The organism is Gordonia pseudamarae (genome assembly GCF_025273675.1).
Lineage (GTDB): Bacteria > Actinomycetota > Actinomycetes > Mycobacteriales > Mycobacteriaceae > Gordonia > Gordonia pseudamarae.
This window is the reverse complement of sequence record NZ_CP045809.1, coordinates 2530468-2556767: the sequence shown is the minus strand read 5'-3', so window position 1 is coordinate 2556767 and position 26300 is coordinate 2530468. Positions and strand designations below refer to the sequence as shown.

The window sequence follows — 26300 nt, the reverse complement described above, 5'->3', positions numbered from 1 at the left end:
CACCAGACCGGCGCTTCCATCAACCAGGTACATCGCGGGTCGCCGAAACCTTGCTTCTTGGCGAGAATTCAGTCGGCATGACTAGGCTGGAGCACCGACACACGAGCAGAGCCGTGCGACACCCCAGAACAGGAGCCAACGGTTGACCTCCCCGCAGTCACACACCGACCCGGCCGCAGCAGGTGCGGCCACGCTCAGCGACGCAGACACCGCGCTGCTTGAACACACGATCTACGAGGTCAAGCGGGTAATCGTCGGTCAGGACCAATTGATCGAACGGATTCTGGTGGGTCTGCTGGCCCGCGGCCACATCCTGCTCGAAGGTGTACCGGGCGTCGCCAAGACCCTCGCGGTGGAAACCTTCGCCCGCGTCATCGGCGGCAGCTTCTCGCGCGTCCAGTTCACCCCCGACCTGGTGCCCACCGACCTCATCGGTACCCGCATCTACCGGCAGGGGCAGGAGAAGTTCGATACCGAGCTTGGCCCGGTCGTCGCCAACTTCCTGCTCGCCGACGAGATCAACCGCGCACCGGCCAAGGTGCAGTCGGCGCTGCTGGAGGTGATGGCCGAACGGCACGTGTCGATCGGCGGTACCACCTACCCGATGCCCGACCCGTTCCTGGTGATGGCCACTCAGAATCCGATCGAGAACGAAGGCGTGTACCCGCTGCCCGAGGCGCAGCGCGACCGGTTCTTGTTCAAGGTCCTCGTCGGCTATCCGTCGGTCGAGGAAGAACGCGAGATCGTGTACCGGATGGGCAATTCGGTGCCCACCGTGTCGCCGATCCTGGACCCGCAGACCATGGTCCGGCTGCAGAAGGTCGCCGGCAACGTGTTCGTGCACCACGCGCTGGTCGACTACGTCGTGCGCGTGATCAACGCCACCCGGCGCCCCGCCGAGGTCGGTCTCACCGACGTGGCGGGCTGGCTGTCCTACGGTGCCTCGCCGCGCGCCACCCTCGGTATCGTCGCCGCCGCACGGGCGCTGGCACTGGTGCGGGGCCGTGACTACGTGATCCCGCAGGACGTGGTCGAGATGATCCCCGACGTTCTGCGGCACCGGCTGGTGCTGTCCTACGACGCGCTCGCCGACGAGGTCGATGCCGATCAGGTCATCACCCGGGTCCTGCAGACGGTCGGTCTCCCGCAGGTGGGCACCCAGGCCGCCACCCCGACCGGGTATCCCCAGAACCAGGCGTCACCGGCGCAGCAGAACGGCCAGGTCCCCAACGATCAGGCGGCACACCACTATGGCGGCCAATAGCGATCTGCCGTCGTTCGACGCAGGACTGCTCAACGACCCGCAGCTCACCGCCGCGCTCACCACCCTCGAACTCACCGTCCGCCGCAAACTCGACGGCGTGCTGCAGGGATCACACCTCGGACTGATACCCGGCCCGGGATCCGAGCCGGGGGAGGCGCGGCCGTATCAGCCCGGCGACGACATCCGTCGCATGGAATGGTCGGTGACCGCACGTACCACCGAGCCGCACGTGCGGCAGATGATCGCCGACCGCGAACTGGAGACCTGGTTGGTCGTCGATGCGTCGGCGAGTATCGATTTCGGCACCACCCGCTGCACAAAGCGTGATCTGACGGTGGCCGCGGCCGCCGCCATCGTGCACCTCACCGCCGGCGGCGGTAACCGGCACGGGGCGATCATCGCCACCGGTGACCGGCTGGTCCGCGTGCCCGCCGCGTCGGGGCGGGCCCACGCCCGGGCACTGCTCAAGGCGATCGCCACCACCACCCGCACCAGTCCCGGCGTGCGAGGCGATCTGCACGGGGCGATCGACGCCCTGCGCCGGCCCCAGCGCCGACACGGCCTGGCGGTGGTGATCAGTGACTTCCTCGGCCCCATCAACTGGGACCGGCCGTTGCGGGCGATCGGTGCGCACCACGAACTGCTCGGTGTCGAGGTACTCGACCCGCGCGACCTCGAACTGCCCGCGGTGGGCGAGGTCACCCTCGCCGACGCCGAGAGCGGGGAAGTCCGCGACTTCAACATCACCGAACGGGTGCGCCAGGACTACGCCGCGGCCGCGGCCGCCCATCGGGCCGACGTCGGCCGCACCATTCGCCGCTGCGGCGGATCGGTGATGTCGCTGCGCACCGACCGGGACTGGGTCAACGACACCGTCCGGTTCGTCGGGGCTCGCCGCCGCGGTATGGCAGCGGGGGTGGGCTGAACCGATGTCCAACATGTCCAGTCCCTCGTGGTTGCTGCTTGCGCTCGTCGTGGCGGCACTGGCCGGGATCTACGTCTACATCCAGCGGCTGCGGACCCGGCGGGCCCTGCGGTTCGCCAACCTCGACGTCCTCAACCGGGTCGCCCCGGTCAAGCGCAACCCACTGCGGCATGTGCCGATCGCCCTGCTGGTGGTGTCGTTGCTGCTGTTGACGGTCGCGCTGGCCGGTCCGCAGGCCGACCGCAAGGTGCCGCGCAACAAGGCCACCGTGATCCTGGTGATAGACGTGTCGCGGTCGATGAACGCCACCGACGTCGCGCCGTCGCGGATCAAGGCGGCCCAGGCGGCGGCCAAGAAATTCGCCGACGAACTGACCGAGGGAATCAACCTCGGCCTGATCTCGTACGCGGGCACGGCCTCGACGCTGGTCTCGCCCACGCCCGATCACACCGCCACCAAAGCCGCCGTCGACAAGCTGCAACTGGCCGACAAGACGGCCACCGGCGAGGGCATCTTCGCCGCGATCCAGCAGATCCAGACACTCAACACCGTCCTCGGGGGTGACAAGGTCGCGCCCCCCGCGCGCATCGTCCTGCTCTCCGACGGCAAGGAAACGGTGCCGGACAACCCCAACAATCCGCGCGGGGCGTTCACCGCCGCCCGCAAGGCCAAAGAGGAGAAGATCCCCGTCTCGACGATCTCGTTCGGCACGATGGGCGGCACAGTCGACCTCGAGGGTGACCAGGTGCCGGTACCGGTCGACGACGAGTCGCTGCGCAAGATCGCCAACATCAGCGGCGGCGAGTTCTTCACCGCCGCCAGCCTCGACGAACTGAACCGCGTCTACGAGAAGCTGCAGAAGGACATCGGCTACGAGACCCGTCGCGGCGACAACTCGCGGCCGTGGCTGATCGCCGGAACACTGCTCGCCCTCATCTCGGCGTTCGCCGCCCTGCTCATCAACCGGCGCCTACCGTAATGGCGGGTACCGCCGACCGGCCTCCTCTTCACGACCGATAGGTTCTAGATCTATGGCAGACAGCACTGACGTTCCCGCGCGCCCGGCAGTTACCCCGCGATCAGAGTCGGTAATCGCTGGCAGCCGCGGCACCGGCCCGGCAGCAACCCCGCGATCGGTACTGGTGACCGGTGGCAACCGCGGCATCGGCCTGGCCGTCGCGCGGCGGCTGGCCGCCGACGGACACAAGGTGGCCGTCACCCACCGAGGTTCCGGCGCACCCGACGGCCTGTTCGGTGTGCGGTGCGATGTCACCGACGCGGACTCGGTCGACAAGGCCTTCGCCGAGGTCGAGGCACACCAGGGTCCGGTCGAGGTGCTGGTGGCCAATGCGGGCATCACCGACAACATGCTGCTGATGCGGCTGTCGGAGGAGTCGTTCGAGAAGGTGATCGACGCCAACCTCACCGGCGCGTTCCGCTGCGCCAAACGCGCCACCAAGGGCATGCAGCGCGGCAAGTGGGGCCGGATGATCTTCCTCGGGTCGGTGGTCGCGATGTCCGGTATCCCCGGCCAGGTCAACTATGCCGCATCCAAGGCCGGCCTGATCGGTATGGCCCGCTCGATCGCTCGCGAGATCGGCTCGCGCAACATCACCGCCAACGTCGTCGCGCCCGGTTTCATCGAAACCGACATGACCGCGGCGATGGAGGACCGCTACATCGACATGGCCAAACAGGCCATCCCGCTCGGCCGCACCGGCAAGCCCGAGGATGTGGCCGCCGCGATCAGCTTCCTGGCCTCCGACGAGGGCGGCTACATCACCGGGGCGGTGCTGCCGGTCGACGGCGGTATGGGTATGGGTAACTAGGGGAGGAACCAACGCATGACTGGCATTCTCGACGGCAAGACCGTCCTCGTCACCGGCATCATCACCGATGCATCGATCGCCTTCCGTACCGCTGCGGTGGCGCAGGAGCAGGGCGCCACGGTGATCATCACCGGCATCCCTGAGAGGCTGCGGCTCATCGACCGCATCGCCAAGCGGCTTCCGCAGGAGGTGCCGCCGGCGATCCCGCTCGACATCACCAACGAGGAGGACCTCGGTGCGCTCGCCGGAAAGGTCGCCGAGCTGGCTCCCGAGGGTATCGACGGGGTGGTGCATTCGATCGCCTTCGCCCCCAAGACCCTGATGGGTCCGGACGCGTTGCCGTTTCTCGAAGGTCCCGGCCCCGACGTGGCCAAGTCGTTCGAGATCTCCGCGTGGAGTTACGCGGCGCTGGCCCGTGCCGTGCTGCCGGTGATGAACGAGGGCGGCTCCATCGTCGGCATGGACTTCGATCCGCGCACCGCGATGCCGGACTACAACTGGATGGGTGTGTCCAAGGCTGCGCTCGAATCGGTGAACCGGTACGTGGCGCGCGAGGTGGGCAACGCCAAGCGTATCCGCTCCAACCTCGTTGCCGCCGGTCCGATCAAGACGCTTGCCGCAAAAGCGATTTCGGGCACAGCAACAGACGATGCGCGCAAGCTCAACATGCTCAACGAGTACTGGGACGGTGCCTCGCCGATCGGCTGGAACGTCGATGACCCGACCGTCGTCGGCAAGAGCGTCGTCGCGCTGCTCTCGGATTGGCTGCCCGGCACCACCGGCTCCATCGTGTACGTCGACGGCGGTGCCAGCCACAACACGTGGTTCCCCGAGAACTTCCTCGGATAGCCGATATCGGTGGGAGCCTTTGATGCGCTGCTGCTGTTGTCGTTCGGCGGGCCGGAGCGGCCCGACGATGTGATGCCGTTCCTGGAGAACGTCACCCGCGGACGCGGGGTTCCCCGGGAACGGCTCGAGGCGGTGGCCGAACACTACTACCATCTCGGTGGCCGTTCGCCGATCAACCAGTGCAACCGCGACATGATCGCCGCTCTGAATGCCGAACTGTCGGCGCGCGGGCGGGATCTGCCCATCTACTTCGGCAACCGTAACTGGTATCCGCTGGTCGCCGACACCGTCGAACAGATGTACCGCGACGGGCACCGTCGGGTACTGGTGTTCGGGACGTCGGCGTGGGGTGGGTATTCGGGTTCGGCCCAGTATCACGAGGACATCGCCGGCGCGGTGGACGAGTTGTCCCGGCGCATCCCGGGCAGCGCCGTCGACCCGATGCTGCTGCGCAAACTGCCGCAGTTCTGCGCCGAACCGGACTTCCTCGACGCCTGCGCGAACGCGGTACGCGAGGCGATCGAATCGCTACCCGCCGATCCCGCGCCCAGGGTGGTGTTCACCGCCCACTCGATACCTCTCGACGCCGACCGCAGGTACGGCCCGGTCATCGACGGTCGCGGCATCTACTCCCGGCAGGTCGCCGACGCCTCAGCCGCGGTCGCCGCTCGCCTCGGCATCGACGACTACGACCAGGTGTGGCAATCGCGTTCGGGTCCGCCGCAGGTGCCGTGGTACGAGCCCGATATCTGTGACCACCTCGAAGCCCTCGCCGACGGCGGCGGGCAATCGGTGGTGGTATTCCCGATCGGTTTCATCTCCGACCACGTCGAAGTGGTGTGGGACCTCGACAACGAGGCCGCGTCACTGTGCGCCGAACGCGGTCTCGGGTTCGTCCGCGCCGCGACGGTCGGCACCGATCCGGCCTTCATCTCCCTGATCGCCGACCTCTCCGAGCGTTACGCAGACGGCGGGGGAGACCTCGACGCGCCGGGAGTCGGGGACAACGGCCACGGCTCCTGACGTGGTCCGGGCGAGCGTGTAGCGATAGTAGAACCCGCGCCTCACCGCGTGCTGCCGGGGAAGATTACGGCGGCGGCTCTGTCCCCGACGACGGGTCTGTCACCGAGTGCGCGAGGACGGCTGTGAGTCAGTGGACGTCGGCGAGTTGGCGGGAGATGAGCTGGTTGACGGCGGCGGCCCGGGCCCGGCGGGTCAGGGTGGCCAGCCGGCGTAGTTCGACGTCGCCGGAGGAGTGCGTGCCGGCGGTGTCGCCGAAGGCGGCGCCCGAGGAGTGGGCGATCGTCACGATCGCCTCGATCTGGGCGGCCGAGTCGAGTATCCGGGACACCCGGGTGTCCTCGTGGGGCGGGACATCGACGCGAAGGCGTTCGGTGAGGGTGCGCAGTTCGGTCCGGAGGTCGGCCGGGGTCGCCCGTAGGCGTGGTCCGGCCGCCGACAGTAGTCCGGCTGCTTCGGAAACCGCTTGGCGTAGTTCGTACTCGAGTTCGGCAGCCGAATCCGAGGGTGGGGTGGGCAGGGTGCCGGTGTACTCGTGGACCGCCCAGCGGATCAGGCCGTCGTGCTCGCGGGGTATCAGGGCGAGAGTTCCCGCCGGATCGTCGAGCAGCAGTACCTCGCCCGCCTCGAAGGCGGCGGTGGTGGCCGGGCCGGGCGGCAGGCCATGCGGGTCACCCGGCCCGGGCAGTCGCACGCTCAGTGCGGTCGCGGTCCGGATGATCGGGAGCAGTGTCGTGGCGGTGATCGCACCGAGGCGTCCGGTGCGGTCGTCGATGATGTACCCGTCGCGGCCGAACATGTCTATGACGTCGTCGGGGGAGCAGGCGCCCGCCTTCCACGCGGCCGCCCATGCCCCGACGGCGCAGCTGGGCCACGACGGGGTGAGCAGACGTTCGGTACCGGTCATAGACCATCGACAATACCGGGCCGCTGATGTGCGGGCAGCACAAGAGATTCGAGCCGGCACGTGCTCGGCGTGGGTCACCCGCGGTGGGCGTCCGGCGTCCTACGGTGTCCGGGTGAGTGATCGTTACGGCAGAGACGTCCTGGCGCAGCCGCGCCGCGCCACACCGCGTGTGCCCGAGGTGGCCGCCGAACTCGACCTGGTCGCCGAGGATGCCGCCACCGGCTTCTGCGGCGCGGTCGTCGGCTTCGAGAAGAGCTATGCCGGTGACCTGGTGCGGCTGGAGGATCGTCGCGGTCAGACCCGCGTGTTCCTGATGTTGCCCGCCGCGTTCCTTATCGACGGCAAACCGGTCACCCTGGTCACACCGAAGGTGCAACGTGCCGGCTACGGCCGGGCGGCCACCGGTGCCGCGCCCGCTCCGACCCGTACCGCCTCGGGGTCGCGGGCCGTGCCCAAGCAGCGTGCCCGTACGGCGCGGGCCAGCCGGATATTCGTCGAGGGCGTGCATGACGCGACCTTGCTCGAACGGGTCTGGGGAGACGATCTGCGCGTGGAAGGGGTGGTTGTGGAAAGCCTCGACGGCCTCGACAACCTCGACGACGCCCTCTCCGATTTCCAACCGGGTCCGCACCGGCGCGCCGGCATACTGGTCGATCACCTCGTCGCGGGCTCGAAGGAGGCGCGGCTCACCGAATCGGTCGGCGAGCACGTGCTGGTGTGTGGGCATCCCTATATCGACGTGTGGCAGGCGGTGAAGCCGGCGTCGGTGCGGATCCGGGAATGGCCGAGCATCCCGCGCGGTACCGACTGGAAGACCGGGATCTGTACCGAGCTCGGCTGGGGTACGCCGCAGGACGGTTGGCGGCGGGTGCTGGCCGGGGTGAAGGACTTCCGCGATCTGGAGGTGCCGATCCTGCGGTCGGTGGAGGAGCTGATCGACTTCGTGACCGCCGTCGAAGACGCGTGAGATTCGACGGCTTCACGGGCTATTCGAACGCCGGACCGCGTCCGGCCCTGGTGGACGCGGGCAATGGCAGCCGGACCGAGCCGATGCCGACGCTCCGGTGACCGTCTGCCGCCGGCCGCGCCACGGCGGCGGGATCGTCGGCGACGGCCCCGAGGTGGCCGGTGATCGTGGCACACTGGTGACATGAGCGCACTGCTGTGGCTGGGGGCCGCGGTGTTGCTGGCCGTTGCCGAGATGATGGTCGGCGATCTCATGCTGCTGATGCTGGCGGGGGGCGCGCTGGCGGCTGCCGGAACCAATGCCGTATTCGACACACCGGTCTGGGTCGACGGCATCGTGTTCGCGGTCGTCTCCCTACTGCTGCTCCTGGTGGTGCGGCCGGTCGCCACACGGCATCTGCTCAGCAGACCGCGCTATCTGAGCAACACCGAAGCACTCGAAGGCACCGGCGCCATCGTCACCGAGGTGGTCGATGATCGTGACGGCCGGGTGAAACTGGCCGGCGAGATCTGGTCGGCCCGGGCTCTCGAACCCGGTGCGCGGATCGAACCGGGCGAACAGGTCACCGTGGTGCGCATCGACGGTGCGGTCGCCATCGTGTGGAGAGGATGAACGACCATGGAAATCGTCGGACTCACGGTACTGGCCGTCCTGGTGCTGCTGGTGGCCACCGTGCTGGCCAAGTCGATCGCACTGATACCGCAGGCCGAGGCGGCCGTCATCGAACGGCTCGGCCGCTACACCCGCACCGTGTCCGGGCAGCTCACACTGCTCGTCCCGTTCATCGACACCATCCGCGCCCGGGTCGACATCCGCGAAAGGGTGGTGTCGTTCCCGCCGCAACCGGTGATCACCGAGGACAACCTGACCCTGTCGATCGACACCGTCGTGTATTTCCAGGTCACCAATCCTCGCGCGGCCGTCTACGAGATCAACGACTACATCATCGGCGTCGAACAGCTGACCATCACCACGCTGCGTAACGTGGTCGGCGGCATGACCCTCGAAGAGACCCTGACCTCCCGTGATTCCATCAACGGACAGTTGCGCGGGGTACTCGACGAGGCAACCGGACGCTGGGGTCTACGGGTGGCACGGGTCGAGCTCAAATCCATCATGCCGCCGCCGTCGATCCAGGAGTCGATGGAAAAGCAGATGAAGGCCGACCGCGAGAAGCGGGCCACCATCCTGTGGGCCGAAGGTCAGCGCGAGTCCGCCATCAAGACCGCCGAGGGCAACAAGCAGAGTCAGATCCTGGCGGCCGAGGGTGCCAAACAGGCCGCGATCCTCGAAGCCGAGGCCGACCGCCAATCCCGGATTCTGCGCGCACAGGGCGACCGGGCGGCGGCGTACTTGAACGCCCAGGGCCAGGCGAAGGCCATCGAGAAGACCTTTGCCGCCATCCGCTCGAGCAAACCGACGCCCGAGGTGCTCGCGTACCAGTATCTGCAGCAACTGCCCGAGATGGCCAAGGGTGAGGGCAGCAAGGTGTGGGTCGTGCCGTCGGATTTCGGTTCGGCGTTGCAGGGCTTCGCGCGGTCGTTCGCCGAGAAGGGCGACGACGGGGTGTTCCGCTATCAGAACAACGACGAGCCGGTCGCCGAGGTCGACGAGTCCGAGATCGACGACTGGTTCACCCTGGCCCGCGACCCCGAGGTGGCCGCCGCCGTCGCCGAGGCCGAGGCGGTGGCACGCACTCCGGTCGACGAGGCGCAGCCCGCCCGCAGGTCCTCGGGCAGGGACAGGCGAGCGGTGGACACCGCGGCGGAGCAGGCGCAGCTGCCGTCCGATCCCGTCCCACCGGCGCGGGAATCGGGCTTCGCCGACCCGCAGTTCGCCGGGCGCGATCACCAGCCGGACCCCGGATCCGAACAGCCGCTCCAGCATCAGGGTCCGCCGGCCCAGCCGCCGGCGGGGCCACACCGGCAGGCCCAGCAGGGCTGGGATGTGCAATCGGGCGGCCCACAACCCGCCCAGCCCTATCATGGACCGCAGCAGCAGCCGCCGTATCAGGTGCCGCCGCGCTCCGGCTATCCGCTACAGGGGCCGGGACAGCCCGGTCCCGGCCAGCAGGGCTCGCCGCGCCGGTGAGTCACGCCGGGGCGGGCCGAACGGTCACGCCCCGCCGGTGGGTGCCGAATCGGTGCGCGCCGAATCAGTGGACGCTGAATCAGTCGGCATCGAACCAGCACGCATCGAATCAGTACGCATCGAATCAGTACGCACCGAATCGGTTGCCCCGGAACGTGTCGATGCGGGATCCTTTCCGGCCGCCGCCGGTGACGTGGCCTGGATCGTGCGCACCGGCAGCATCGAATCGAGCAGCAACCCGGCGATGCCGGTGGCGAAGAATATGACGGTCAGCACGAGCAGCAGTGGGTCGCGTTGACCGGTCAGCGCATCGCCGAGGAATACCACGGCCGCGGTGCCCGGCGCCATGCCGATGACGGTGGCCACCACATAGGGGACGATCCGGACCGACGACAGCCCGGCGCAGTAGTTGGTGACGGAGAACGGGCAGGCGGCGATCAGCCGCAGTGACCCGATGGCCAGCCAGCCGCGCTGCTCGAGCCGATACTCGATGGTGCGCACGATCGGTTTGCGCAGGTATGGACGTACCTTCTCCCGGCCCACCCGGCGGACCACCAGGAAGGCGGCCACGGCCGCGACCGTGGAGGCGATCATCGCGCCGGTGAACCCGACGATCGGCCCGAAGAACACCCCGGACATCACCGTGAACGTCGACCGGGGGATCGGTGCGATGGTGACGACGGCCGACACGGTGAAGAACGCCCACGGAAACCACGGCCCCAGCCCGTCGCCCCAGTCGCGCACGCTGCCGATGGGCGGCAGCGGGATCAGGTAGGCCCCCGCGATGACCGCCAGGGCGCCCAGGCCGCCGACGACGGCGGTCCGAATCGCCCTCGGGTCAGTGTGTCGCACCCGGCCACACTACTGCCGTTGACAGACCACAAGCGAAACACCGACCGAGCGATCGGCTAAGGTCATGTACGCGTACACACAGTGGTTCACGGAGGTGTCCTGCCCCACATGTCACAGTTGACTGATTCCCTCGACGAGGCGTACCGGAAGTGGTCCTCGTCCGCGGCTGCCGTATTGGCCAAGTCGCGACGTGTCGAGGTCGATGAACTTCCGGGAGATGCCGAGTCGTTGCTTGCCACGACCACTGCCGACGGTCTGACGATCAGGCCGCTCTACACCCGCAAGGACGAGACCGGCGAACCCGGGCTTCCCGGCGAGTACCCGTTCGTCCGCGGCGCCGATCCGCACCGCGACGTCAACGTCGGGTGGCGCGTGACCGAGCGCTTCGGCGACGGTGAGACCCGGTCGGCCGCCGAGGTCAACGAGTCGATTCTCGACGCCTTCGTCAACGGCGCCAGCGGACTCTGGCTGGCCGTCGGTGACGGTGTGTCGGCCGACGATCTGGCCGAGGTGTTCACCGGCGTCTATCTCGACCTGATCCCGGTGACCCTGGACGCCGGTGCCGACGCGGCCGCCGCCGCACGGGCCTACCTGGAGCTGCGCCGCACGGCGCAGGAGGCTCCGGTCGCCGCCCGGCCGACCGCGGCCACCACCGGCTCGCTCGGTCTCTCGCCGCTGACCGCCGCGTTCTCCGGGCGTCCGACGATCACCGCCGCCGAGGCCACCGGACTCGCGACCGAACTGGTCGGGTCGGGGCAGGCCGTGCGGGCCTTCCGAGTCGACGGCGCCGACTTCGCCACCGCCGGAGCCGACGGCAGCCTGCAACTGGCCCTGACGGTCGCCGCGGCGCTGGCGCACCTGCGCGATCTCACCGCCGCGGGCGTCTCCGCGTCGAATGCGCTCGCACAGGTGACGTTCGCGGTCTCGGCCGACGACAACCAGTTCGCGACCATCGCCAAGTTCCGTGCGCTGCGCAAGATCTGGGCCCGGGTGGCCGATGTGGTCGGGCAGCGCGATGCGGGCGCGGCGATCACCCACGGCGTCACCGACCTGTCGATGCTGACCCAGCGCGATCCCTGGGTGAACATGCTGCGCACCACCATCGCCGCGTTCGGTGCGGGTGTGGGCGGGGCCGACCAGGTGACCGTCCTCGGTTTCGATGGCGCTATCCCCGCCGACCTGCGCACCTCCGGCGCCCGCTTCTCCCGGCGCATCGCCCGCAACACGCAACTGCTGCTGCTGGAGGAATCCAACCTCGGCCGTGTCATCGACCCGGCCGGCGGATCGTGGTTCGTCGAGTCGCTCACCGACGAGCTTGCGGCGTCGGCGTGGACGATCTTCACCGAGATCGAGGGTCTCGGCGGCTACCGGGCCGCGCTCGACGCGGGCTGGATCACCGACCGGGTGGGTGCGGCACTGGCTGCCCGCGACACGTCGGTTGCCCATCGCAAGACGTCGGTCACCGGTGTCAACGAGTTCCCCAACCTGGGTGAGAAGCCGATCGAGCGAGCCATCGCCGATGACGGCGCCGTGGCCACCGGAACCCCGAAACTCGTGCGCGTCGGGCATGCCTTCGAAGAGCTGCGGGACCGTTCGGACGCCCGGCTCGAAGCCACCGGTGCCCGCCCGCGGGTGCTGATGATCCCGCTGGGATCGGTGGCCGAACACAACGGCCGGACCACGTTCGTGTCCAACCTGCTGGCCTCCGGCGGCATCGACGGCGTCAACCCCGGACCGGTGACCGCCGAGGAGATCGCCGGTCATGTCGCGAACACACCGACCTCGGTCGGTGTCATCTGCGGCACCAAGAAGCGCTACGCCGAGGACGGCCCGGCGGTACTCGCGGCCGCCCGCGCCGCCGGCCTGACCACGGTCCTGCTCGCCGGACCCGCCTCGGAATGGCCCGACCCGGAGAACGGGCCCGACGGTTCGCTCAAGGTGGGTATCGACGCGATCGCCACCCTGACCGGCCTGGTGGACCAGCTTGAGACACAGACGTCCGGCTCGACAGGAGACCAGTCATGACCCAGACCGACCCGGTCACCGACCCCATCCCGGACTTCAGCGGTGTCGCACTCGAGGGTGACGCCGCTCCGGCACCGGCCGACAACGAGTCCGCCGCGGCGGTGCAGCAACTCGCCGAGGCCAACGGTTACACGGTCGACCAGATCACCTGGAACACCCCCGAGCAGATCGCGGTCGCGCCGCTCTACACGCGCGGCGACCGGGACGCGGTGACCGCCGACGCCGAGCATCCGTACCCCCTGGACTCGATTCCCGGTGCGGCGCCGTTCATCCGCGGCCCCTACCCGACGATGTACGTCAACCAGCCGTGGACGATCCGCCAGTACGCGGGCTTCTCCACCGCCGCCGAATCCAACGCCTTCTACCGCCGCAACCTGGCGTCGGGCCAGAAGGGCCTGTCGGTGGCGTTCGACCTGGCCACCCACCGTGGCTACGACTCGGACCATCCGCGGGTGGCCGGTGACGTCGGCATGGCCGGTGTGGCGATCGACTCGATCCTGGACATGCGGCAGCTGTTCGATGGCATCGACCTGGGGTCGGTGTCGGTGTCGATGACCATGAACGGTGCGGTCCTGCCGATTCTGGCGCTGTACGTGGTGGCCGCCGAGGAGCAGGGGGTGCCGCCGGAGAAGCTGGCCGGGACCATCCAGAACGACATCCTCAAAGAGTTCATGGTCCGCAATACCTACATCTATCCGCCCAAGCCGTCGATGCGGATCATCTCGAACATCTTCGAGTACACCAGCATCAAGATGCCCAAGTTCAACTCGATCTCGATCTCCGGCTATCACATCCAGGAGGCCGGGGCGACGGCCGACCTGGAGCTGGCGTACACCCTCGCCGACGGTGTCGAGTACATCCGCGCAGGACTGGAGGCGGGCCTGGACATCGACAAGTTCGCCCCGCGCCTGTCGTTCTTCTGGGGTATCGGAATGAACTTCTTCATGGAGGTCGCCAAGCTTCGGGCCGCGCGTCTGCTGTGGAGCGAGCTGGTCGCCGATTTCAACCCGAAGTCGGCCAAGTCGCTGTCGCTGCGTACACATTCGCAGACCTCCGGCTGGTCGCTGACCGCGCAGGACGTGTTCAACAACGTGGCCCGCACCTGTGTGGAGGCGATGGCCGCCACCCAGGGACACACCCAGTCGCTGCACACCAACGCGCTCGACGAGGCGATCGCCCTGCCCACCGACTTCTCGGCCCGTATCGCCCGCAATACCCAGCTGCTCCTGCAGCAGGAATCGGGCACCACCCAGTCGATCGACCCGTGGGCGGGTTCCAACTATGTCGAATGGCTGACCCATCAGCTGGCGCAGAAGGCACGCGCGCACATCGCCGAGGTCGAGGCAGCGGGCGGAATGACGCAGGCCATCAACGAGGGACTGCCCAAACTGCGGATCGAGGAATCGGCCGCGCGCACGCAGGCACGTATCGACTCCGGTCAGCAGCCGCTGGTGGGGGTGAACAAATACCAGGTCACCGAGGACGAGGAGATCGAGGTCCTCAAGGTCGAGAACTCGAAGGTCCGGGCCGAGCAGCTGGAGAAGCTGGTGCGGTTGCGTGCCGACCGGGACGAGAACGCGGTGCAGGCGGCGCTGGCCGACCTGACCCGTGCCGCCGGGTCGTCGGACGGCGGCATGGAGAACAACCTGATGGCGCTGGCGATCGAGGCGGCCCGGCACAGTGCGACGGTCGGGGAGATCTCCGAGGCGCTGGAGAAGGTCTATGGTCGCCACCAGGCGGAGATCAAGACGATCAGCGGGGTATACCGGCATGAGGCGGGTCAGGTGAGCAACATCGACGCGGCGATCGACATCGTCAACCGGTTTGCCGATGCCGAGGGCCGGCGCCCGCGTGTACTGGTGGCCAAGATGGGGCAGGACGGCCACGACCGGGGCCAGAAGGTGATCGCGACCGCCTTTGCCGACCTCGGATTCGACGTCGACGTGGGCCCGCTGTTCGCCACGCCCGAAGAGGTGGCCCGCCAGGCCGCCGACAACGACGTACACGTGGTAGGCGTGTCGTCGTTGGCCGCCGGTCACCTCACGCTGGTGCCGGCGCTGCGGGAGGCCCTGGCCGAGGTGGGGCGTCCCGACATCATGATCGTCGTGGGTGGCGTCATCCCGCCGGGTGACTTCGACGAACTGTACGAGGCCGGTGCGGCGGCGATCTTCCCGCCCGGCACCGTGATCGCCGATTCGGCGGTCGAGTTGATCGGCAAACTCGCCGACAGTCTCGACCTCGAACTGGCCGCGGCTGCGGGGGCCGACGAGAGCTGATGGCACCCCGCCCGATTGACGTCGCCGCGCTGACCGACGGGGTGCTCGCCGATCGCCGGGCCGAACTGGCCCGGGCGATCACCCTCGTCGAGTCGACTCGGTCCGATCACCGTGAGGCCGCGCAGGAACTGCTGCTGGCATTGACCCCGCACGCCGGCAGGTCGTTCCGCGTCGGCATCACCGGTGTGCCGGGTGTGGGCAAGTCCACCACCATCGAGGCTCTCGGGATGCATCTGATCTCGCAGGGTCACAAGGTGGCGGTGCTGGCTGTGGACCCGTCCTCGACCCGTACCGGTGGTTCGATCCTGGGCGATAAGACTCGCATGGGGCGGTTGTCGGTGGACCCGAACGCCTATGTGCGGCCCTCTCCCACCTCGGGCACGCTCGGCGGGGTCACCAAGGCGACCCGTGAGACCATCGTGCTGGTGGAGGCCGCCGGTTTCGACGTCGTGTTGGTTGAAACGGTCGGAGTCGGGCAGTCCGAGGTGGAGGTCGCCCGGATGGTCGATACCTTCACCTTCCTCACCCTGGCTCGCACCGGAGATTCGTTGCAGGGCATCAAGAAAGGCGTTCTCGAACTCGCCGACGTGATCGTCGTCAACAAGGCCGACGGCAAACACGAGATCGAGGCCAAGGGTGCCGCCCGCGAACTACAGAGCGCCCTGGGCCTGATCTACCCGCACGACGCGCTCTGGACACCGCCGGTCCTCACCATGAGCGCCATCGAGAACCTCGGTGTCGACGGCTTCTGGAAGGCAGTCCTCGAACACAACCGCGTCCTGCGCGAGGCGGGGGAGTTCGACCGCCGCCGCCACCGCCAGCAAATCGACTGGATGTGGGCAATGGTGCGCGACACGGTCCTATCCCGGCTGGCCACCAACGAGCGCGTCTGCGACGTGCGCTCGACGATTGAATCACAGGTCGGTACAGGAGATCTCACACCGGCATTGGGGGCGCAACAGATCGTCGAAGCGTTCGATACAGCAGGGAATTGACCCTTAAATGCGCACGGCACCGGGTTAACCTCGATATTTCGTGAGGTGGCGCTGCCTGGCTGAGTGGTCCGGATGGTGTGGTCTGAGGACCGGATTCCGGACCGAGGCCGTGAAGGGTGGGCCGAGGCGTCGGTGGGCGTCGGGGTTCACGGCCCCGAGGACGGTTCCTTTCGTTGGTGGTCAGGGGCGGCTGGGATGTCAGCCTGGGTCGGGAAGTGCTGTGAGCCTGTGTATTCCAGAGATGAGAAGCTGTGTGTGGGGTGCGTGGGTGGCCAGTTTCAATCGTGTTAGGCGGGCGTGGCGACTGATTTTGGCGGCGATGGTGAACAGTCGGTGGCGTAGCTTCTTGGGTTCCCACCGCCGTGCTGGGTGGTCGGTGAACGCGAGCATCTGGGTCCAGGCGATCAACTCGCACGCGAGCATCACGATCGCGCACCAGATCTGGTTTTGGTCGAAGCCGTGCAGCGGGAGGTTGGTCAGGCCGCAGTCTTTGGCGGTGCGGATACGGTCTTCACAGAGGGCGCGTTGGCGGTGGCGTAGTTCGAGGTCGGCGAGTTGACCGCGGGGTGTGTTGGTGGCGAAAGCGGTCAGCCGCAGGCCATCTCGGTCGGTGAACCGCAACTGTGCACCCGGATGCGGTTTCTCTTTCCGCACGATCACTCGCATGCCGGCCGGCCAGCTGCTCAGGTCCAGGACTCCGGTCAGCTCGGCCACCCACGCCCCGTCGCGTTCGGTGCCGTCGGCGTCGTAGGCCGGGGTCCACGCTTGCGGCATGAGGCGATCGATGACGGCGGTGGTGGTGGTGGTTTCGGTCAGTGCGAACCCGACCGAATAGGCCAGGCGTCGTTTGGTCAGGTAGTTCAGGAAGTCGTGGGTTCCGCCGGCCGAATCGGTGCGGATCAACACGCTTTTTCCTGGCCGAGGGCCGGTGACCGAGGGCAGCTGTGCCAGTGCCTGGCCGGCTATGGTGATGTGGCCGGCGGCGGTGTTGGCTCCGGCGTTCCCGGCCCGTAACGCGATGGCCAGCGGTTCACCGGTTCCGGTGGCGCCGTGGTCGAGGAACGCGCACAGCGGGTGAAACCGGTAGCCACGCTTATAGGTGGGTGCGGCACGTTCTTTCTCTGAGTGCGCGGTGACCAGGGTGGCATCGATATCGATGATCACCGGAGTGCCCGCGTCCGCACCATGATCGGGCGCCGCCTGACCGGCTGCGCGCCAGGCTGACCGCCGGGCGGCGGCACGAGCAGCGTTGACCGCTGAGAGCGCTGCCGGGGCGTCGGTGGCCAGTGTCGTGATCAACCTCGACACGGTCGGATCCGAGGCGACCAGGCCGAACACCGCCGGGTCGGCGCGGACCTGGTTGATGTCGGCCAGACAGTCGCCGCCGATCGCGATCGCCACGGCCAGATCGGCGATGATCTTGCCCGGATCATGGGTGGCCAACGGTCTACGCCACCGTCCAAGTGCCGTCGACAATGCGGTGGTCAGGCCCGTTTTCTCCGCAGTCCGCAGCACTACCGTCGCCCCGGCATACGACACCACCCCGGTTCCGGAGCCATCTACAGACAACAACGGGTACCGCGACGTAGACCGTAATGGTGCTCCTCGATCTGGTCCGATTGATACCTTCGCAAGTCCAATCATCCCAGGTCAGGGCACCATTCTTCATTCACGACACGAAATCAGCGTGAAAGCTCGAGGCTAAGCTGTCGTGAGGTGATCGTGTCGGGTCGCCGGACCCCTCGCGACCCTCGCTTCGGCCTCGGGGATCAAGTGGGATGCCGCTTTTCGTCGTATCGACGACGACCAGTACTCGGGCGTCAGCGCTCATCGTCATCGTAGAAGTCGGCGCGGCCGAACGGCTCGGAGCACCCCGTTGCGACTGTCCTCAATGCGAGACGACGTGGACGCGCGCCCGTAACCGGCTCTTCGGCCACTTGTTTGAGGACATCGCGGAGCTCTTGCTGGACAGAGTGACCGTGCCGTGCGGCGCGCCGCTTGATGGCGGCGACGACTTCTTCGGGACCATTGCGGATGTGCGTGGCAGGCATGACAAGACGATAGCGTCGAATGCCACCGCTGGCCGCCGAGACCTGGGCGACTCACACGTCGAGGGTGGCGCCGCCGTCGACTCGTAGAGCCCGTTGTGTACTTCTTGTACAAGTTGTACAGTTTAGCTATGACTTCGGTGACCCTGTCTCAGTTCCGCAAGCAGCAGAGCGACTACATCGCCGCTGCGCAGCGTGAGCCCGTCGAGATCACTTCGCGCGGGGCGGGCCGTCGCGCCGTCGTCGTCTCGCCGGAGTTCTTCGACCGTGCCGTGCAGGCTCTGGAGGATCAGCTCGATATCGGTGCGGCGGCTACGGCACGCGCTGAGACTGAGCCACGTGTCTCCCATGCGGAGCTGATGGTCGAACTCGGGCTCTGATTCGCGCGCGATGTCGTACGCGATCAGCTATTCCGCGTCGGCCGCCAAAGTACTCCGCAAGCTCGACCGGGCAACCGCTCGTCGCCTGCTGGAGGCGATTGAGAAGCTCGCCGAGGAGCCTCGCCCACCGGGCTGCGTTCAACTCAAGGGCGGCGACGGTGAATTCCGCATCCGCGTCGGCAACTATCGCATTGTCTACGACGTCAATGACGAGCAGCTGATTGTCCTTGTGCTCCGAGTTGGGCACCGACGCGAAGTCTACCGTTGAACGATTTCGTCACTGTGAGCGAGCCGGCCTCATCGCGCTGAACGCGGTCACATGTCGAGGGTGGCGCCGCCGTCGACTCGTAGGTCGTGGATGGTGATGTGGCGGGCGGCATCCGAGAGCAGGAATACGATCGTCGACGCGATATCGGCGGGTTCGGCGATGCGCCCCAACGGGATTCCGAGCCGGAACTGTTCGGGCGTACCGGCCAGCACACGTTGCCGGTCGGCGTCGGAAGTCCACATCCCGGTCAGCATCGGCGTCATCGTGGAACCGGGGGAGACGACGTTGACGCGGATCCCGTGCCCGGCCACGGCCAGTCCAACACTGCGCGCATATGACGTGGCCGCCGCCTTGGACGCGGCGTACTCGGCCATCGCCGTCCGCGGGATCGGGGCGGCATTGCTGGAGAGCACCACGATCGACCCGGCGACGCCACCGCCGATCATCGCCTCGGTGGCCACATCGAGGACGTTGCGCACACCGCCCGCGTTCACCGCCATACACAAGTCCCAGTCGCCACTCATAACGCCGGCGGCGTGCACGAGCAACTCCACAGCACCCGCGGCCGACTCGGTGGCCCGCCAGGCGTCGCGGACCGCGTCCAGTCCGCGCACGTCAACCGCTCGCACGTCGTCGCCCTCGGCCTGATCCCACGCGCTCACCCGCGCCCCGGCAGCCGCCAGCGCGTCCACGACCGCACTGCCGATCCCGCCGACGGCACCGGTGACCAGGACATGCCTGCCGGTGACCCCCGGAACTGTCAGCGGTGGACCGGTCACTGCGGGACGGCTTGCGTCGAAGGGACGAGCGCGGCCAGGACCTCGGCCGTCGTCAGCACCCGTCCGGCGCGTTTGGCGATGTAGTTGGCAGCCATGTCGTGTTCCTCGGCGGAGAAGTCGCCGAGCGCATCGTGGACGAAATACGGTTCCACATCGCCCATGAACGCCTCGGTCGCCGAGATCATGCACCCCATGTGCGCGTACACACCGACGACGATCAGCTGATCGCGCCCGTGATGGGCCAGCAGGTGCCGCATGTCGGTGCGCTGGAAACTCGAATACCGCCACTTGGTGACCATGATGTTGTGATCCCGGATGGCCAGTTCGTCGACGATCTCTTCGTCACGGCCGGAGGCCAGGCCTTTACCCCAGAAGTCGGAGAGAATCCCGCGTCGCGAGGGATGCTGATCGCCGGGTTGGGCGGTGAACACTATCGGCACGGCGGCCGCCTCGCATGCCTCGCGGATCGCGACCATATTGGGCAATGCGGTAGCCATAGGCTCGGACATCACGTCGTACGCGTCGATGAAGTACCGCTGCATGTCGTGAATCAGCAGAGCTACCCGGTTGACATCGATCGTCCAGTCCACTCGAGCGGGGTACGGGCCGGCAGGGATCGAGTACGGGGCGATCTTGGGTATAGCCACATACTGAGGGTAGCCTCACCCGGGTGAAGGTTGCACCGTGGCCCAAGGAACTCGCCGACCGCTACCGTACCTCGGGACTGTGGCGCGGCGAGACGTTCGACGACATGCTGCGTAGCCGGGCGGCCGACCCGCGGGTCGCCGCCCGCATCGCGGTCATCGACACCACCACCACGCTCAGCTACCGCGAACTCGACGAGCACGTCGGACGCCTCGCCGCCGGTCTGGTGGGGCTGGGCATCGGACGCGACGAACGGGTCCTGCTGCAGATTCCCAACCGGGCCGACTACGTGATCGTGGTGTTCGCGCTGTTCCGGATCGGTGCGCTGCCGGTGTTCGGGCTGCCGGCGCACCGTGAGACCGAGTTGGTGGGCATCGCCGATGCCGCCGGGGCCGTCGCGATCGTGACGCCTCGCCGGATCGGCGCCGTCGACCATCACGCGCTCGCCGAGACGGTGGCCGCCCGGGTGCCGTCGGTACGTCACATCATCGCCGCCGACGATCTGGCCTCGCTCTACGCCGATCCCGTCGACCACGATCGGTCCGATCCGTCGGAGATGGCGTTCCTGCAGTTGTCCGGTGGCAGCACGGGGATTCCCAAGCTGATCCCGCGCACCCACGACGACTACCTCTACAGCGTGATCCGCAGCAACGAGCTGTGCGGGGTCACCGCCGACACCGTTTATCTGGCCACTTTGCCGGTGGCACATAATTTTCCGATGAGTTCGCCCGGCATCCTCGGCGCCCTGTACGTCGGTGGCACCGTCGCCCTCACCGAGTCACCCACGCCGTCGGTGGCCTGGCAGATGGTGGAGCGCGCCGGGGTCACGATGACCGGTCTGGTGCCGCCGCTGGCCCGGTTGTGGACCGAGACCGCCGAGGCCGGAACCGATTTCGACCTGTCGACGTTGCGGACGGTGCAGGTGGGCGGTGCCCGCTGTCCGGACGAACTGGCCCGCCGGATCGGCCCGGCACTGGGGGTGACCCTGCAGCAGGTGTTCGGGATGGCTGAGGGTCTGGTCTGCTACACCCGTCTCGACGATCCCGAGGACGTGATCACCGCCACCCAGGGCAGGCCGATGTCCGAGGCGGACGAGTTGCGCCTGGTCGATGAGGACGGCGAGATCGTCACCGAAGGTACCGGCTTTCTGGAGACGCAGGGCCCGTACACGATTCGCGGCTACTGGGCCGACCGCAGTCCCGAATCATTCGCCCCCGACGGCTGGTATCGCACCGGCGATGTGGTCGAGCTGACCCCCGAGGGCAATCTGGTGGTCCGTGGGCGTGGCGGCGACCGGGTGAACCGGGGCGGGGAGAAGGTCTCGGCCGAGGAACTGGAGGAGCAGCTGCTGGCGCATCCGGCGGTCCGCGACGCGATCGTCGTCGCCGTCGCCGACAAATTCCTGGGCGAACGTACCTGCGCCTATGTGATCGCCGCGCTCGACGACGAGCCGCCGACACTCCCGGTGCTGCGCAAGTTCGTCCGGGAGTCGGGGCTGGCCGAATGGAAGCTGCCGGATGTGGTCAAGGTTATCGAGCAGTTCCCCGAGACCGGGGTTGGCAAGGTGAGCCGCAAGCGGCTGCGTGAGTTGCTCGCCCAGAACTGACGACCACAGGGCCGACGACCACCGGGCCGGGAGACCCGGCGCTCGTCAGGGAGCACCGTCGATGGCGGGTGCGGTGTACAGCGCCTCGACCCGGCGCAGCGGCCCCAGCAGAACCATCGCGACCGCCGCCAGTACCAGCATTGTCAGACCGTAGTAGACCACCGCATCCGACGCCGACCAGATGGTGCCGTACACACCGGCCACCAGCGAACCGACGGTGATACCACCGACCTCCTGGGCGGTCCACAGGCCGGTGACACGCCCGAGGATCGGGCCGGGGGTGTGGTGCTGGATCAGCGAGAACCGCAGGATCTCCTGCACGGTATCGCCGTAGCCACCCACGACGAGAATAACCAGCGCCACCACCAGCACCGATGTCAGGCCGAACAGGATGTGCAGGCAGAACACCAGCATCAGCGCGCTCAGGAGCACCAGGCCAGGTCGGCGAAGACCCGGCAGCCAGCCGCTGGTGAACGCGGCCACCAGTGCACCGACCGCCATCGCCGCGTAGGCGAAGCCGATGGCCCGTTCGTCGCCGGAGAATCGTTCGTCGGCCAGCGCCGGGACCAGGGCGATGACACCGGCACCGAACATCGACAGCACGCCGACCGCCATGACGCCGCCGACCACCCGCTGCGTGCGCAGGAACGCGCCGATCGAATGCGTCGGCGGTTCGGCATCCCCGCTCGTGTCGTCCCCGTTCTGATCGTCCCCGTGGTGATCACTTCCGGGCTGATTGCCGGGGGCCGGGTGCGCCGCCGACGGCGGCATCGAGGGCAGACCGGTCAGCAGCAGCACGGTGATCGCCGAGAGCACCGCGGCGGCGGTATAGGTCCAGCTCACGCCGACCGCGTAGATGATCAGGCCGGCGATGCCGGGGGAGATGGCGGTGCCGATCCGGACCGAGACGGAGTTGAGCGCGCCGACCGCGACCATCTTCTCCTTCGGCAGCAAGGTCGGCAGCGAGGCCATCAGCGCCGCGATCGACAGGGCCCCGATGAGGCCGTCGGCGGCGGCGAACACGTACACGACCGCGAACAGCGGTTCGCCGCCGAACACGCCGAACGCGTTGGCGGCCAACCCGGTAAAGGCGAGCATCGCCCCGGACCGGCCGATCAGGATCATGGTCCGGCGGTCGTACTTGTCGGCCAGCGCCCCGCCGATGATCATGCCGATGAAGGTGCTGATGCCGGTGGCGGCGGTGGCGCCGCCGACATGCGCCGACGACTTTGTCAGCTCGTACATCTGGATCGGCACCGACACCATCAGCATTCCGATCCCGACGAGCGAGATCAGGCGCGCGGTGAAGATGCGTCGGAAAGGTGCGCTGTCACGCAGCGGGGAGATGTCGAGCAGAAGTGAACGGTCCGGCACAGAGGGTAGCCTAGCCATCTTCACGCGGTGGGCGGTGTTCCGGGGTGGACCCCGACTCGTGCACCCGGCGGGCATAGCCACCGATGACCGCGATCAGTTCGGCGAACACCGCCTCGGTGTCGGTGCGCACCGCGATCCGCGCGTTCGGCCCGCCCGGCCACATCGACCGTTCATCGGCCACCGTCATGCCGCGGGTGAGCGTGCCCGCCAACTCGACCGCCACCCGCGCGGGGATCGTGTCGACGACCTCCGGATCCAGCGCGACCATCGCCGCGAACGGGTCGTGCAGGTGGGCGATGTATCCCTCGTCGTGGTCGTGGTGGAACTCGAAGTAGAACCGCAACGCGTCCACCACGTACCGGATCACCGGATTGTCCGACGCCGATCGCAGCCCACGCGGGTCGCCCGCCGCCGGACGTTCTGCCGGTGTGCTGCCCGCCGCCTCGGCGAGGGCCACGACGTGCGCGGGGGTGAGCGCGATCGATTCGGTGATGTCGAGCCCGCACACCACCGGGTCGACGGTTCGCGGGGCGCTGAACGCCTCGAAGACCTCGGCAGCGGCCTCCGGATCGACGCTGACGTTCCATTCGGCCACCGGGGTGGTGTTGCCGTGTGTGTGGAACGCCCCGCCCATGATCACCAGCCTGCCCAGCAGTGCGGGCAGTTCGGGGTCACGCCGGATCGCGGTGGCCAGCGAGGTCAGCGGGCCGGTGACCAGACCCACCAGAGTCCCCGGATGGCGCCGGGCGGCCGCGATCCACGCATCGGCGGCGTCGAGCTGGTGCGCGGTGGTTGCCGGCCCGGGCAGATCGGCGTAACCGACGCCGCGCGGACCGTGTGTGTCCTCGGTGGTGCGCAGGTCGTCGGCCAGCGGACCGGCCGCGCCGCGGTGGACGGGGATATCGGTGCGTCCGCACACCCGCAGCCAGGCCAGGTTGTTGGCGGTCACCACGTCGGTGGGCACGTTTCCGGCGGTGCTCGCGATCCCCACGAGGGTCACCGGCGTGGCGGCCGGGTCTGTGCCGGTCGGGTTTGCGCCGGTGGGGTCGGCGGCGATGCCCGCCTGCCGGCCGAGCAGATACAGCAGTGCCAACGAATCGTCGATGCCGGTGTCACAGTCGAAGAAGAGCGCAATCACCGGGCCATCCAACCAGCCTCGGGCGATCAGCCCCGGCTGCCGGTGGTGATTGTCTCCTGGTCCAGGATCTGCGCGCGGCCACCGATCACGGCATCCCCGGACACCGACGCGTCGTCGGCGACGACCGCGTTGTCGGCGATCTGGGCCCGGCCGTACACGCGGGCCCGGTCGCTGACGGCGGCCTTGCCGGTCACGGTCACCGAACCCGAGATCCGGGCGTGGCCGTCGACCCGGGCCTGGCCCGAGATCTCGCACTGCTCGGTGACGTTGGCGTAGTCGCGGATTCTGGCCTCCCCGGCGACGCGGGCGTTGCCGCTGACCCGGGCGTGGTCGCCGGCGCTCGCCGACTCGGTGACCACCGCGTCCTCCTGTACCCAGGCACCCCCGGAGATCATCGCCTGTCCGTTGATCTCGGAGTTGTCGGAGATCCGGGACTGTCCCAGCACCCGTGCCTCACCGAACACCGACGCGGATCCGTCGACGCGGGCTGTCCCCGCGATGTCGGCGTGATCGCCGACGAACGCGTTGTCGCGGACCGCCGCGTTTTCACGGACCCGCGCCGAACCCACCACCCACGCCTCGTCGCCGACCCAGGCCTGATCGACGAGATTGGCGGGCGACTGGATCCAGCCGCCCCGATCGCCCGCGGTGACCCGATGCTGCGGCAGGTCACGGGTGGCCCGGATGCGGCGCAACGTCACCGTGTGCGTCACGTCCGCGACGGTGTAGGTGAATGTCTGTGCCTCACCAACGAACTCGTAGTTGATTGAGGTGGTGATCCGGGTGGCCTCGCCGGTACTGATCAGCTGCGTGGGCGCCTCGCCCGGCGTGGGTGCGGCGGCGGTGTGCAACGCCGCCGCGAGCTCCTTGGCGAAATCGGCGCATGAGCGGTAGCGGTCCGCGGGCCGTTTGGCCAGGGCCCGGTTGAACACCGGGTCGACGGCAGCGGGTAGCCCTGGCCGCATCGCGGCCACCGACGGCGGGGGATCGACGAGGTGCCGTTTGATGATCGCGGCCGCGGTGTGCCCGGTGAACGGCTTGCAGCCGGTGAGCAGCTGCACCACGGTACACGCCAGGGCGTACTGATCGCTGCGGCCGTCGAGGTCGTCGTCGGAGATCTGCTCGGGGGAGCTGTAGTCGAAGGTGCCGATGAAACTGCCCGCCGCGGTCAGGCCGTCGTCGCCGCTCATCTGCCGGGCGATGCCGAAGTCCGACAACAGCACCTGGCCGGTGTCGGTGTCGATGAGGATGTTGGCCGGTTTGACATCCCGGTGCACCACACCGCGCCGGTTGGCGAAGTCGAGTGCGGACGCTACCGCCCGCACGATGTCGAGCACGGGCTCGACCGGCATGCCCTGCGGGGTGATCGCGACCTGCGCGGCGGCGGTGGTGCCGCGTACCAGACGCATGCTCAGCCACAGCTGACCCCGATCGTCGCCGCAGTCGTAGATGGGCACGATGTGCGGGTGTTCGAGCGAGGCGGCGAGCTGTCCCTCCCGCTGAAAGCGGAGCCGGAACGACGGATCGGCCGACACCGGCACGTTGAGCACCTTGAGCGCGACCATCCGCGGCAGCCGGGGATGCTGTGCGGCGTACACGGTGCCCATTCCGCCCTGACCGAGAATCGAGGACACCCGGTGACCGGCGATCTCGGATCCTCCGGCTGCGTGCATCTGGCAGTGACCTTTCCCCTGAAGCCCGGCCCGCCGGAACAGGGCGGTGTACGCACCAGAATCTAACACCGCCGCGACCGGACGTGGGTCGCGGACAGCTCATGTCCGTCGATCGAACGCCCCGGCGGCCCGCCCGCATGAGGCGATGATCGCAGCTCTGCCGTAAGACGGAAAAATCCCCGGATCCGTTGTGGATCCGGGGATTTCTCGTGGTGTCCGGAGGGGGACTTGAACCCCCACGCCCGTTAATAGGGCACTAGCACCTCAAGCTAGCGCGTCTGCCATTCCGCCACCCGGACAAGGTGGTTGCCTCCGCTCGCCCCGCCTCCTCGTGGAGGCCGTTCTCGCACCGGCTGGATTACAGTAACCGAGGTTGCCCCCGTTCCCCA

23 protein-coding genes, 1 tRNA gene and 2 pseudogenes are annotated in these 26300 nt (G+C 68.1%); 16 read left to right on the top strand and 10 right to left on the bottom strand.

Translation table 11 applies throughout. The annotated features are described in order from the left end of the window. The first annotated feature begins 142 nt into the window (after window positions 1-142). From GII31_RS11325 to GII31_RS11300, 6 genes are read left to right on the top strand one after another with little or no spacing between them, the layout of a single operon-like run. Window positions 143-1264, top strand: a complete 1122-nt coding sequence (locus GII31_RS11325) for an AAA family ATPase (protein ID WP_213249576.1) — start codon at window positions 143-145, stop codon at window positions 1262-1264. Further along, the gene (locus GII31_RS11320) at window positions 1251-2189 is read left to right on the top strand and encodes a DUF58 domain-containing protein (protein WP_213249574.1); all 939 of its coding nucleotides are present in this window, start codon (window positions 1251-1253) and stop codon (window positions 2187-2189) included. Before GII31_RS11325 ends, GII31_RS11320 begins: the two co-directional genes overlap by 14 nt. A 4-nt stretch (window positions 2190-2193) precedes the next feature. Next, on the top strand, window positions 2194-3168 hold the full coding sequence (locus GII31_RS11315) for a VWA domain-containing protein (protein WP_260840457.1): 975 nt from the start codon (window positions 2194-2196) through the stop codon (window positions 3166-3168). 52 nt (window positions 3169-3220) lie between these two features. Then, window positions 3221-4018, top strand: a complete 798-nt coding sequence (fabG1, locus tag GII31_RS11310) for a 3-oxoacyl-ACP reductase FabG1 (protein WP_246222227.1) — start codon at window positions 3221-3223, stop codon at window positions 4016-4018. Between the two features lie 15 nt (window positions 4019-4033). After that, window positions 4034-4867, top strand: a complete 834-nt coding sequence (gene inhA / locus GII31_RS11305) for an NADH-dependent enoyl-ACP reductase InhA (RefSeq protein ID WP_213249570.1) — start codon at window positions 4034-4036, stop codon at window positions 4865-4867. A 9-nt stretch (window positions 4868-4876) separates the two neighbouring features. Then, window positions 4877-5890, top strand: a complete 1014-nt coding sequence (locus tag GII31_RS11300) for a ferrochelatase (RefSeq protein ID WP_213249568.1) — start codon at window positions 4877-4879, stop codon at window positions 5888-5890. Between the two features lie 127 nt (window positions 5891-6017). Here GII31_RS11300 and GII31_RS11295 read toward each other — a convergent pair whose 3' ends face one another. Next, window positions 6018-6794 (bottom strand): hypothetical protein, encoded by a 777-nt coding sequence (locus GII31_RS11295; protein ID WP_213249566.1) that lies wholly within the window; start codon window positions 6792-6794, stop codon window positions 6018-6020. A gap of 112 nt (window positions 6795-6906) precedes the next feature. On the opposite strand from GII31_RS11295, the gene GII31_RS11290 reads away from it, so the two are divergent. The 3 genes from GII31_RS11290 to GII31_RS11280 all read left to right on the top strand — a co-directional run bounded on the left by GII31_RS11290 (window position 6907) and on the right by GII31_RS11280 (window position 9852). Further along, on the top strand, window positions 6907-7761 hold the full coding sequence (locus tag GII31_RS11290; RefSeq protein ID WP_213249564.1) for a DUF3097 domain-containing protein: 855 nt from the start codon (window positions 6907-6909) through the stop codon (window positions 7759-7761). A 183-nt stretch (window positions 7762-7944) separates the two neighbouring features. Continuing rightward, window positions 7945-8373, top strand: a complete 429-nt coding sequence (locus tag GII31_RS11285) for an NfeD family protein (RefSeq protein ID WP_213249562.1) — start codon at window positions 7945-7947, stop codon at window positions 8371-8373. 6 nt (window positions 8374-8379) lie between these two features. After that, entirely contained in the window at window positions 8380-9852 is a 1473-nt protein-coding gene (locus tag GII31_RS11280) for an SPFH domain-containing protein (RefSeq protein ID WP_213249560.1), read from the top strand. Between the two features lie 24 nt (window positions 9853-9876). Here the strand turns inward: GII31_RS11280 and GII31_RS11275 are convergent, their stop codons facing one another. Next, a complete protein-coding gene (locus tag GII31_RS11275; protein WP_246222226.1) occupies window positions 9877-10704 on the bottom strand; it encodes a TVP38/TMEM64 family protein in 828 nt (275 codons plus the stop codon). Window positions 10705-10812: 108 nt separating this feature from the next. Here GII31_RS11275 and GII31_RS11270 point away from each other — a divergent pair, with 108 nt between their 5' ends. Genes GII31_RS11270 through meaB form a run of 3 tightly spaced genes read left to right on the top strand, consistent with a single transcriptional unit; the run spans window position 10813 to window position 16000 of the window. Further along, window positions 10813-12729 carry a methylmalonyl-CoA mutase family protein gene (locus GII31_RS11270; protein WP_213249558.1) on the top strand — a complete coding sequence of 639 codons (1917 nt, stop codon included), beginning with the start codon at window positions 10813-10815 and terminating at the stop codon, window positions 12727-12729. After that, on the top strand, window positions 12726-15005 hold the full coding sequence (gene scpA, locus GII31_RS11265; RefSeq protein ID WP_213249556.1) for a methylmalonyl-CoA mutase: 2280 nt from the start codon (window positions 12726-12728) through the stop codon (window positions 15003-15005). The genes GII31_RS11270 and scpA overlap by 4 nt, the downstream gene beginning before the upstream one ends. Next, window positions 15005-16000, top strand: a complete 996-nt coding sequence (gene meaB, locus GII31_RS11260) for a methylmalonyl Co-A mutase-associated GTPase MeaB (RefSeq protein WP_213249554.1) — start codon at window positions 15005-15007, stop codon at window positions 15998-16000. Before scpA ends, meaB begins: the two co-directional genes overlap by 1 nt. A gap of 198 nt (window positions 16001-16198) precedes the next feature. Here meaB and GII31_RS11255 read toward each other — a convergent pair whose 3' ends face one another. Continuing rightward, complete coding sequence (locus GII31_RS11255) at window positions 16199-17644, bottom strand: IS1380 family transposase (RefSeq protein ID WP_260840455.1); 1446 nt, start codon at window positions 17642-17644, stop codon at window positions 16199-16201. Window positions 17645-17778: 134 nt separating this feature from the next. Here GII31_RS11255 and GII31_RS22610 point away from each other — a divergent pair. After that, window positions 17779-17868: pseudogene (locus tag GII31_RS22610) on the top strand (hypothetical protein); the annotation flags it as partial. 75 nt (window positions 17869-17943) lie between these two features. Here GII31_RS22610 and GII31_RS22605 read toward each other — a convergent pair. Further along, a pseudogene (locus tag GII31_RS22605) lies at window positions 17944-18051 on the bottom strand (FitA-like ribbon-helix-helix domain-containing protein); the annotation flags it as partial. Between the two features lie 128 nt (window positions 18052-18179). Here GII31_RS22605 and GII31_RS11245 point away from each other — a divergent pair. Both GII31_RS11245 and GII31_RS11240 read left to right on the top strand, forming a co-directional pair. Further along, entirely contained in the window at window positions 18180-18428 is a 249-nt protein-coding gene (locus tag GII31_RS11245) for a type II toxin-antitoxin system prevent-host-death family antitoxin (protein WP_213249548.1), read from the top strand. A 10-nt stretch (window positions 18429-18438) separates the two neighbouring features. Then, complete coding sequence (locus tag GII31_RS11240; protein WP_260840451.1) at window positions 18439-18696, top strand: type II toxin-antitoxin system RelE family toxin; 258 nt, start codon at window positions 18439-18441, stop codon at window positions 18694-18696. A 47-nt stretch (window positions 18697-18743) separates the two neighbouring features. Here the strand turns inward: GII31_RS11240 and GII31_RS11235 are convergent, their stop codons facing one another. Together GII31_RS11235 and GII31_RS11230 are read right to left on the bottom strand one after the other, a co-directional pair. Continuing rightward, entirely contained in the window at window positions 18744-19475 is a 732-nt protein-coding gene (locus GII31_RS11235) for an SDR family oxidoreductase (protein WP_246222225.1), read from the bottom strand. Continuing rightward, window positions 19472-20122: an isochorismatase family protein gene (locus GII31_RS11230; RefSeq protein ID WP_213249544.1), complete on the bottom strand. Its 651-nt coding sequence runs from the start codon at window positions 20120-20122 to the stop codon at window positions 19472-19474. The genes GII31_RS11235 and GII31_RS11230 overlap by 4 nt, the downstream gene beginning before the upstream one ends. Window positions 20123-20145: 23 nt before the next feature. Between GII31_RS11230 and GII31_RS11225 the strand changes: the two genes are divergently transcribed. After that, window positions 20146-21726: a (2,3-dihydroxybenzoyl)adenylate synthase gene (locus GII31_RS11225; protein WP_213249542.1), complete on the top strand. Its 1581-nt coding sequence runs from the start codon at window positions 20146-20148 to the stop codon at window positions 21724-21726. A gap of 45 nt (window positions 21727-21771) precedes the next feature. Here GII31_RS11225 and GII31_RS11220 read toward each other — a convergent pair whose 3' ends face one another. The 4 genes from GII31_RS11220 to GII31_RS11205 form a co-directional block, all read right to left on the bottom strand. Next, window positions 21772-23100, bottom strand: coding sequence for an MFS transporter (locus tag GII31_RS11220; protein ID WP_246222224.1), 1329 nt, complete (start codon window positions 23098-23100; stop codon window positions 21772-21774). A 10-nt stretch (window positions 23101-23110) separates the two neighbouring features. Next, window positions 23111-24238 carry a nucleoside hydrolase gene (locus tag GII31_RS11215; RefSeq protein ID WP_213249538.1) on the bottom strand — a complete coding sequence of 376 codons (1128 nt, stop codon included), beginning with the start codon at window positions 24236-24238 and terminating at the stop codon, window positions 23111-23113. Between the two features lie 26 nt (window positions 24239-24264). Then, window positions 24265-25911, bottom strand: a complete 1647-nt coding sequence (locus GII31_RS11210; RefSeq protein ID WP_213249536.1) for a protein kinase domain-containing protein — start codon at window positions 25909-25911, stop codon at window positions 24265-24267. 210 nt (window positions 25912-26121) lie between these two features. Beyond that, window positions 26122-26210: transfer RNA gene (locus GII31_RS11205), tRNA-Leu, on the bottom strand. Window positions 26211-26300 lie beyond the last annotated feature (90 nt).

Excerpts from the sequence above, each read along its gene's own strand:
- scpA (WP_213249556.1), top strand. The coding sequence starts at position 12,726 with ATGACCCAGACCGACCCGGTCACCGACCCCATCCCGGACTTCAGCGGT.
- GII31_RS11240 (WP_260840451.1), top strand. The coding sequence starts at position 18,439 with ATGTCGTACGCGATCAGCTATTCCGCGTCGGCCGCCAAAGTACTCCGC.
- meaB (WP_213249554.1), top strand. The coding sequence starts at position 15,005 with ATGGCACCCCGCCCGATTGACGTCGCCGCGCTGACCGACGGGGTGCTC.
- GII31_RS11280 (WP_213249560.1), top strand. The coding sequence starts at position 8,380 with ATGGAAATCGTCGGACTCACGGTACTGGCCGTCCTGGTGCTGCTGGTG.
- GII31_RS11210 (WP_213249536.1), bottom strand. The coding sequence starts at position 25,911 with ATGCACGCAGCCGGAGGATCCGAGATCGCCGGTCACCGGGTGTCCTCG.
- GII31_RS11320 (WP_213249574.1), top strand. The coding sequence starts at position 1,251 with ATGGCGGCCAATAGCGATCTGCCGTCGTTCGACGCAGGACTGCTCAAC.
- GII31_RS11270 (WP_213249558.1), top strand. The coding sequence starts at position 10,813 with ATGTCACAGTTGACTGATTCCCTCGACGAGGCGTACCGGAAGTGGTCC.
- fabG1 (WP_246222227.1), top strand. The coding sequence starts at position 3,221 with ATGGCAGACAGCACTGACGTTCCCGCGCGCCCGGCAGTTACCCCGCGA.
- GII31_RS11285 (WP_213249562.1), top strand. The coding sequence starts at position 7,945 with ATGAGCGCACTGCTGTGGCTGGGGGCCGCGGTGTTGCTGGCCGTTGCC.
- GII31_RS11245 (WP_213249548.1), top strand. The coding sequence starts at position 18,180 with ATGACTTCGGTGACCCTGTCTCAGTTCCGCAAGCAGCAGAGCGACTAC.
- GII31_RS11315 (WP_260840457.1), top strand. The coding sequence starts at position 2,194 with ATGTCCAACATGTCCAGTCCCTCGTGGTTGCTGCTTGCGCTCGTCGTG.
- inhA (WP_213249570.1), top strand. The coding sequence starts at position 4,034 with ATGACTGGCATTCTCGACGGCAAGACCGTCCTCGTCACCGGCATCATC.
- GII31_RS11255 (WP_260840455.1), bottom strand. The coding sequence starts at position 17,644 with ATGATTGGACTTGCGAAGGTATCAATCGGACCAGATCGAGGAGCACCA.
- GII31_RS11295 (WP_213249566.1), bottom strand. The coding sequence starts at position 6,794 with ATGACCGGTACCGAACGTCTGCTCACCCCGTCGTGGCCCAGCTGCGCC.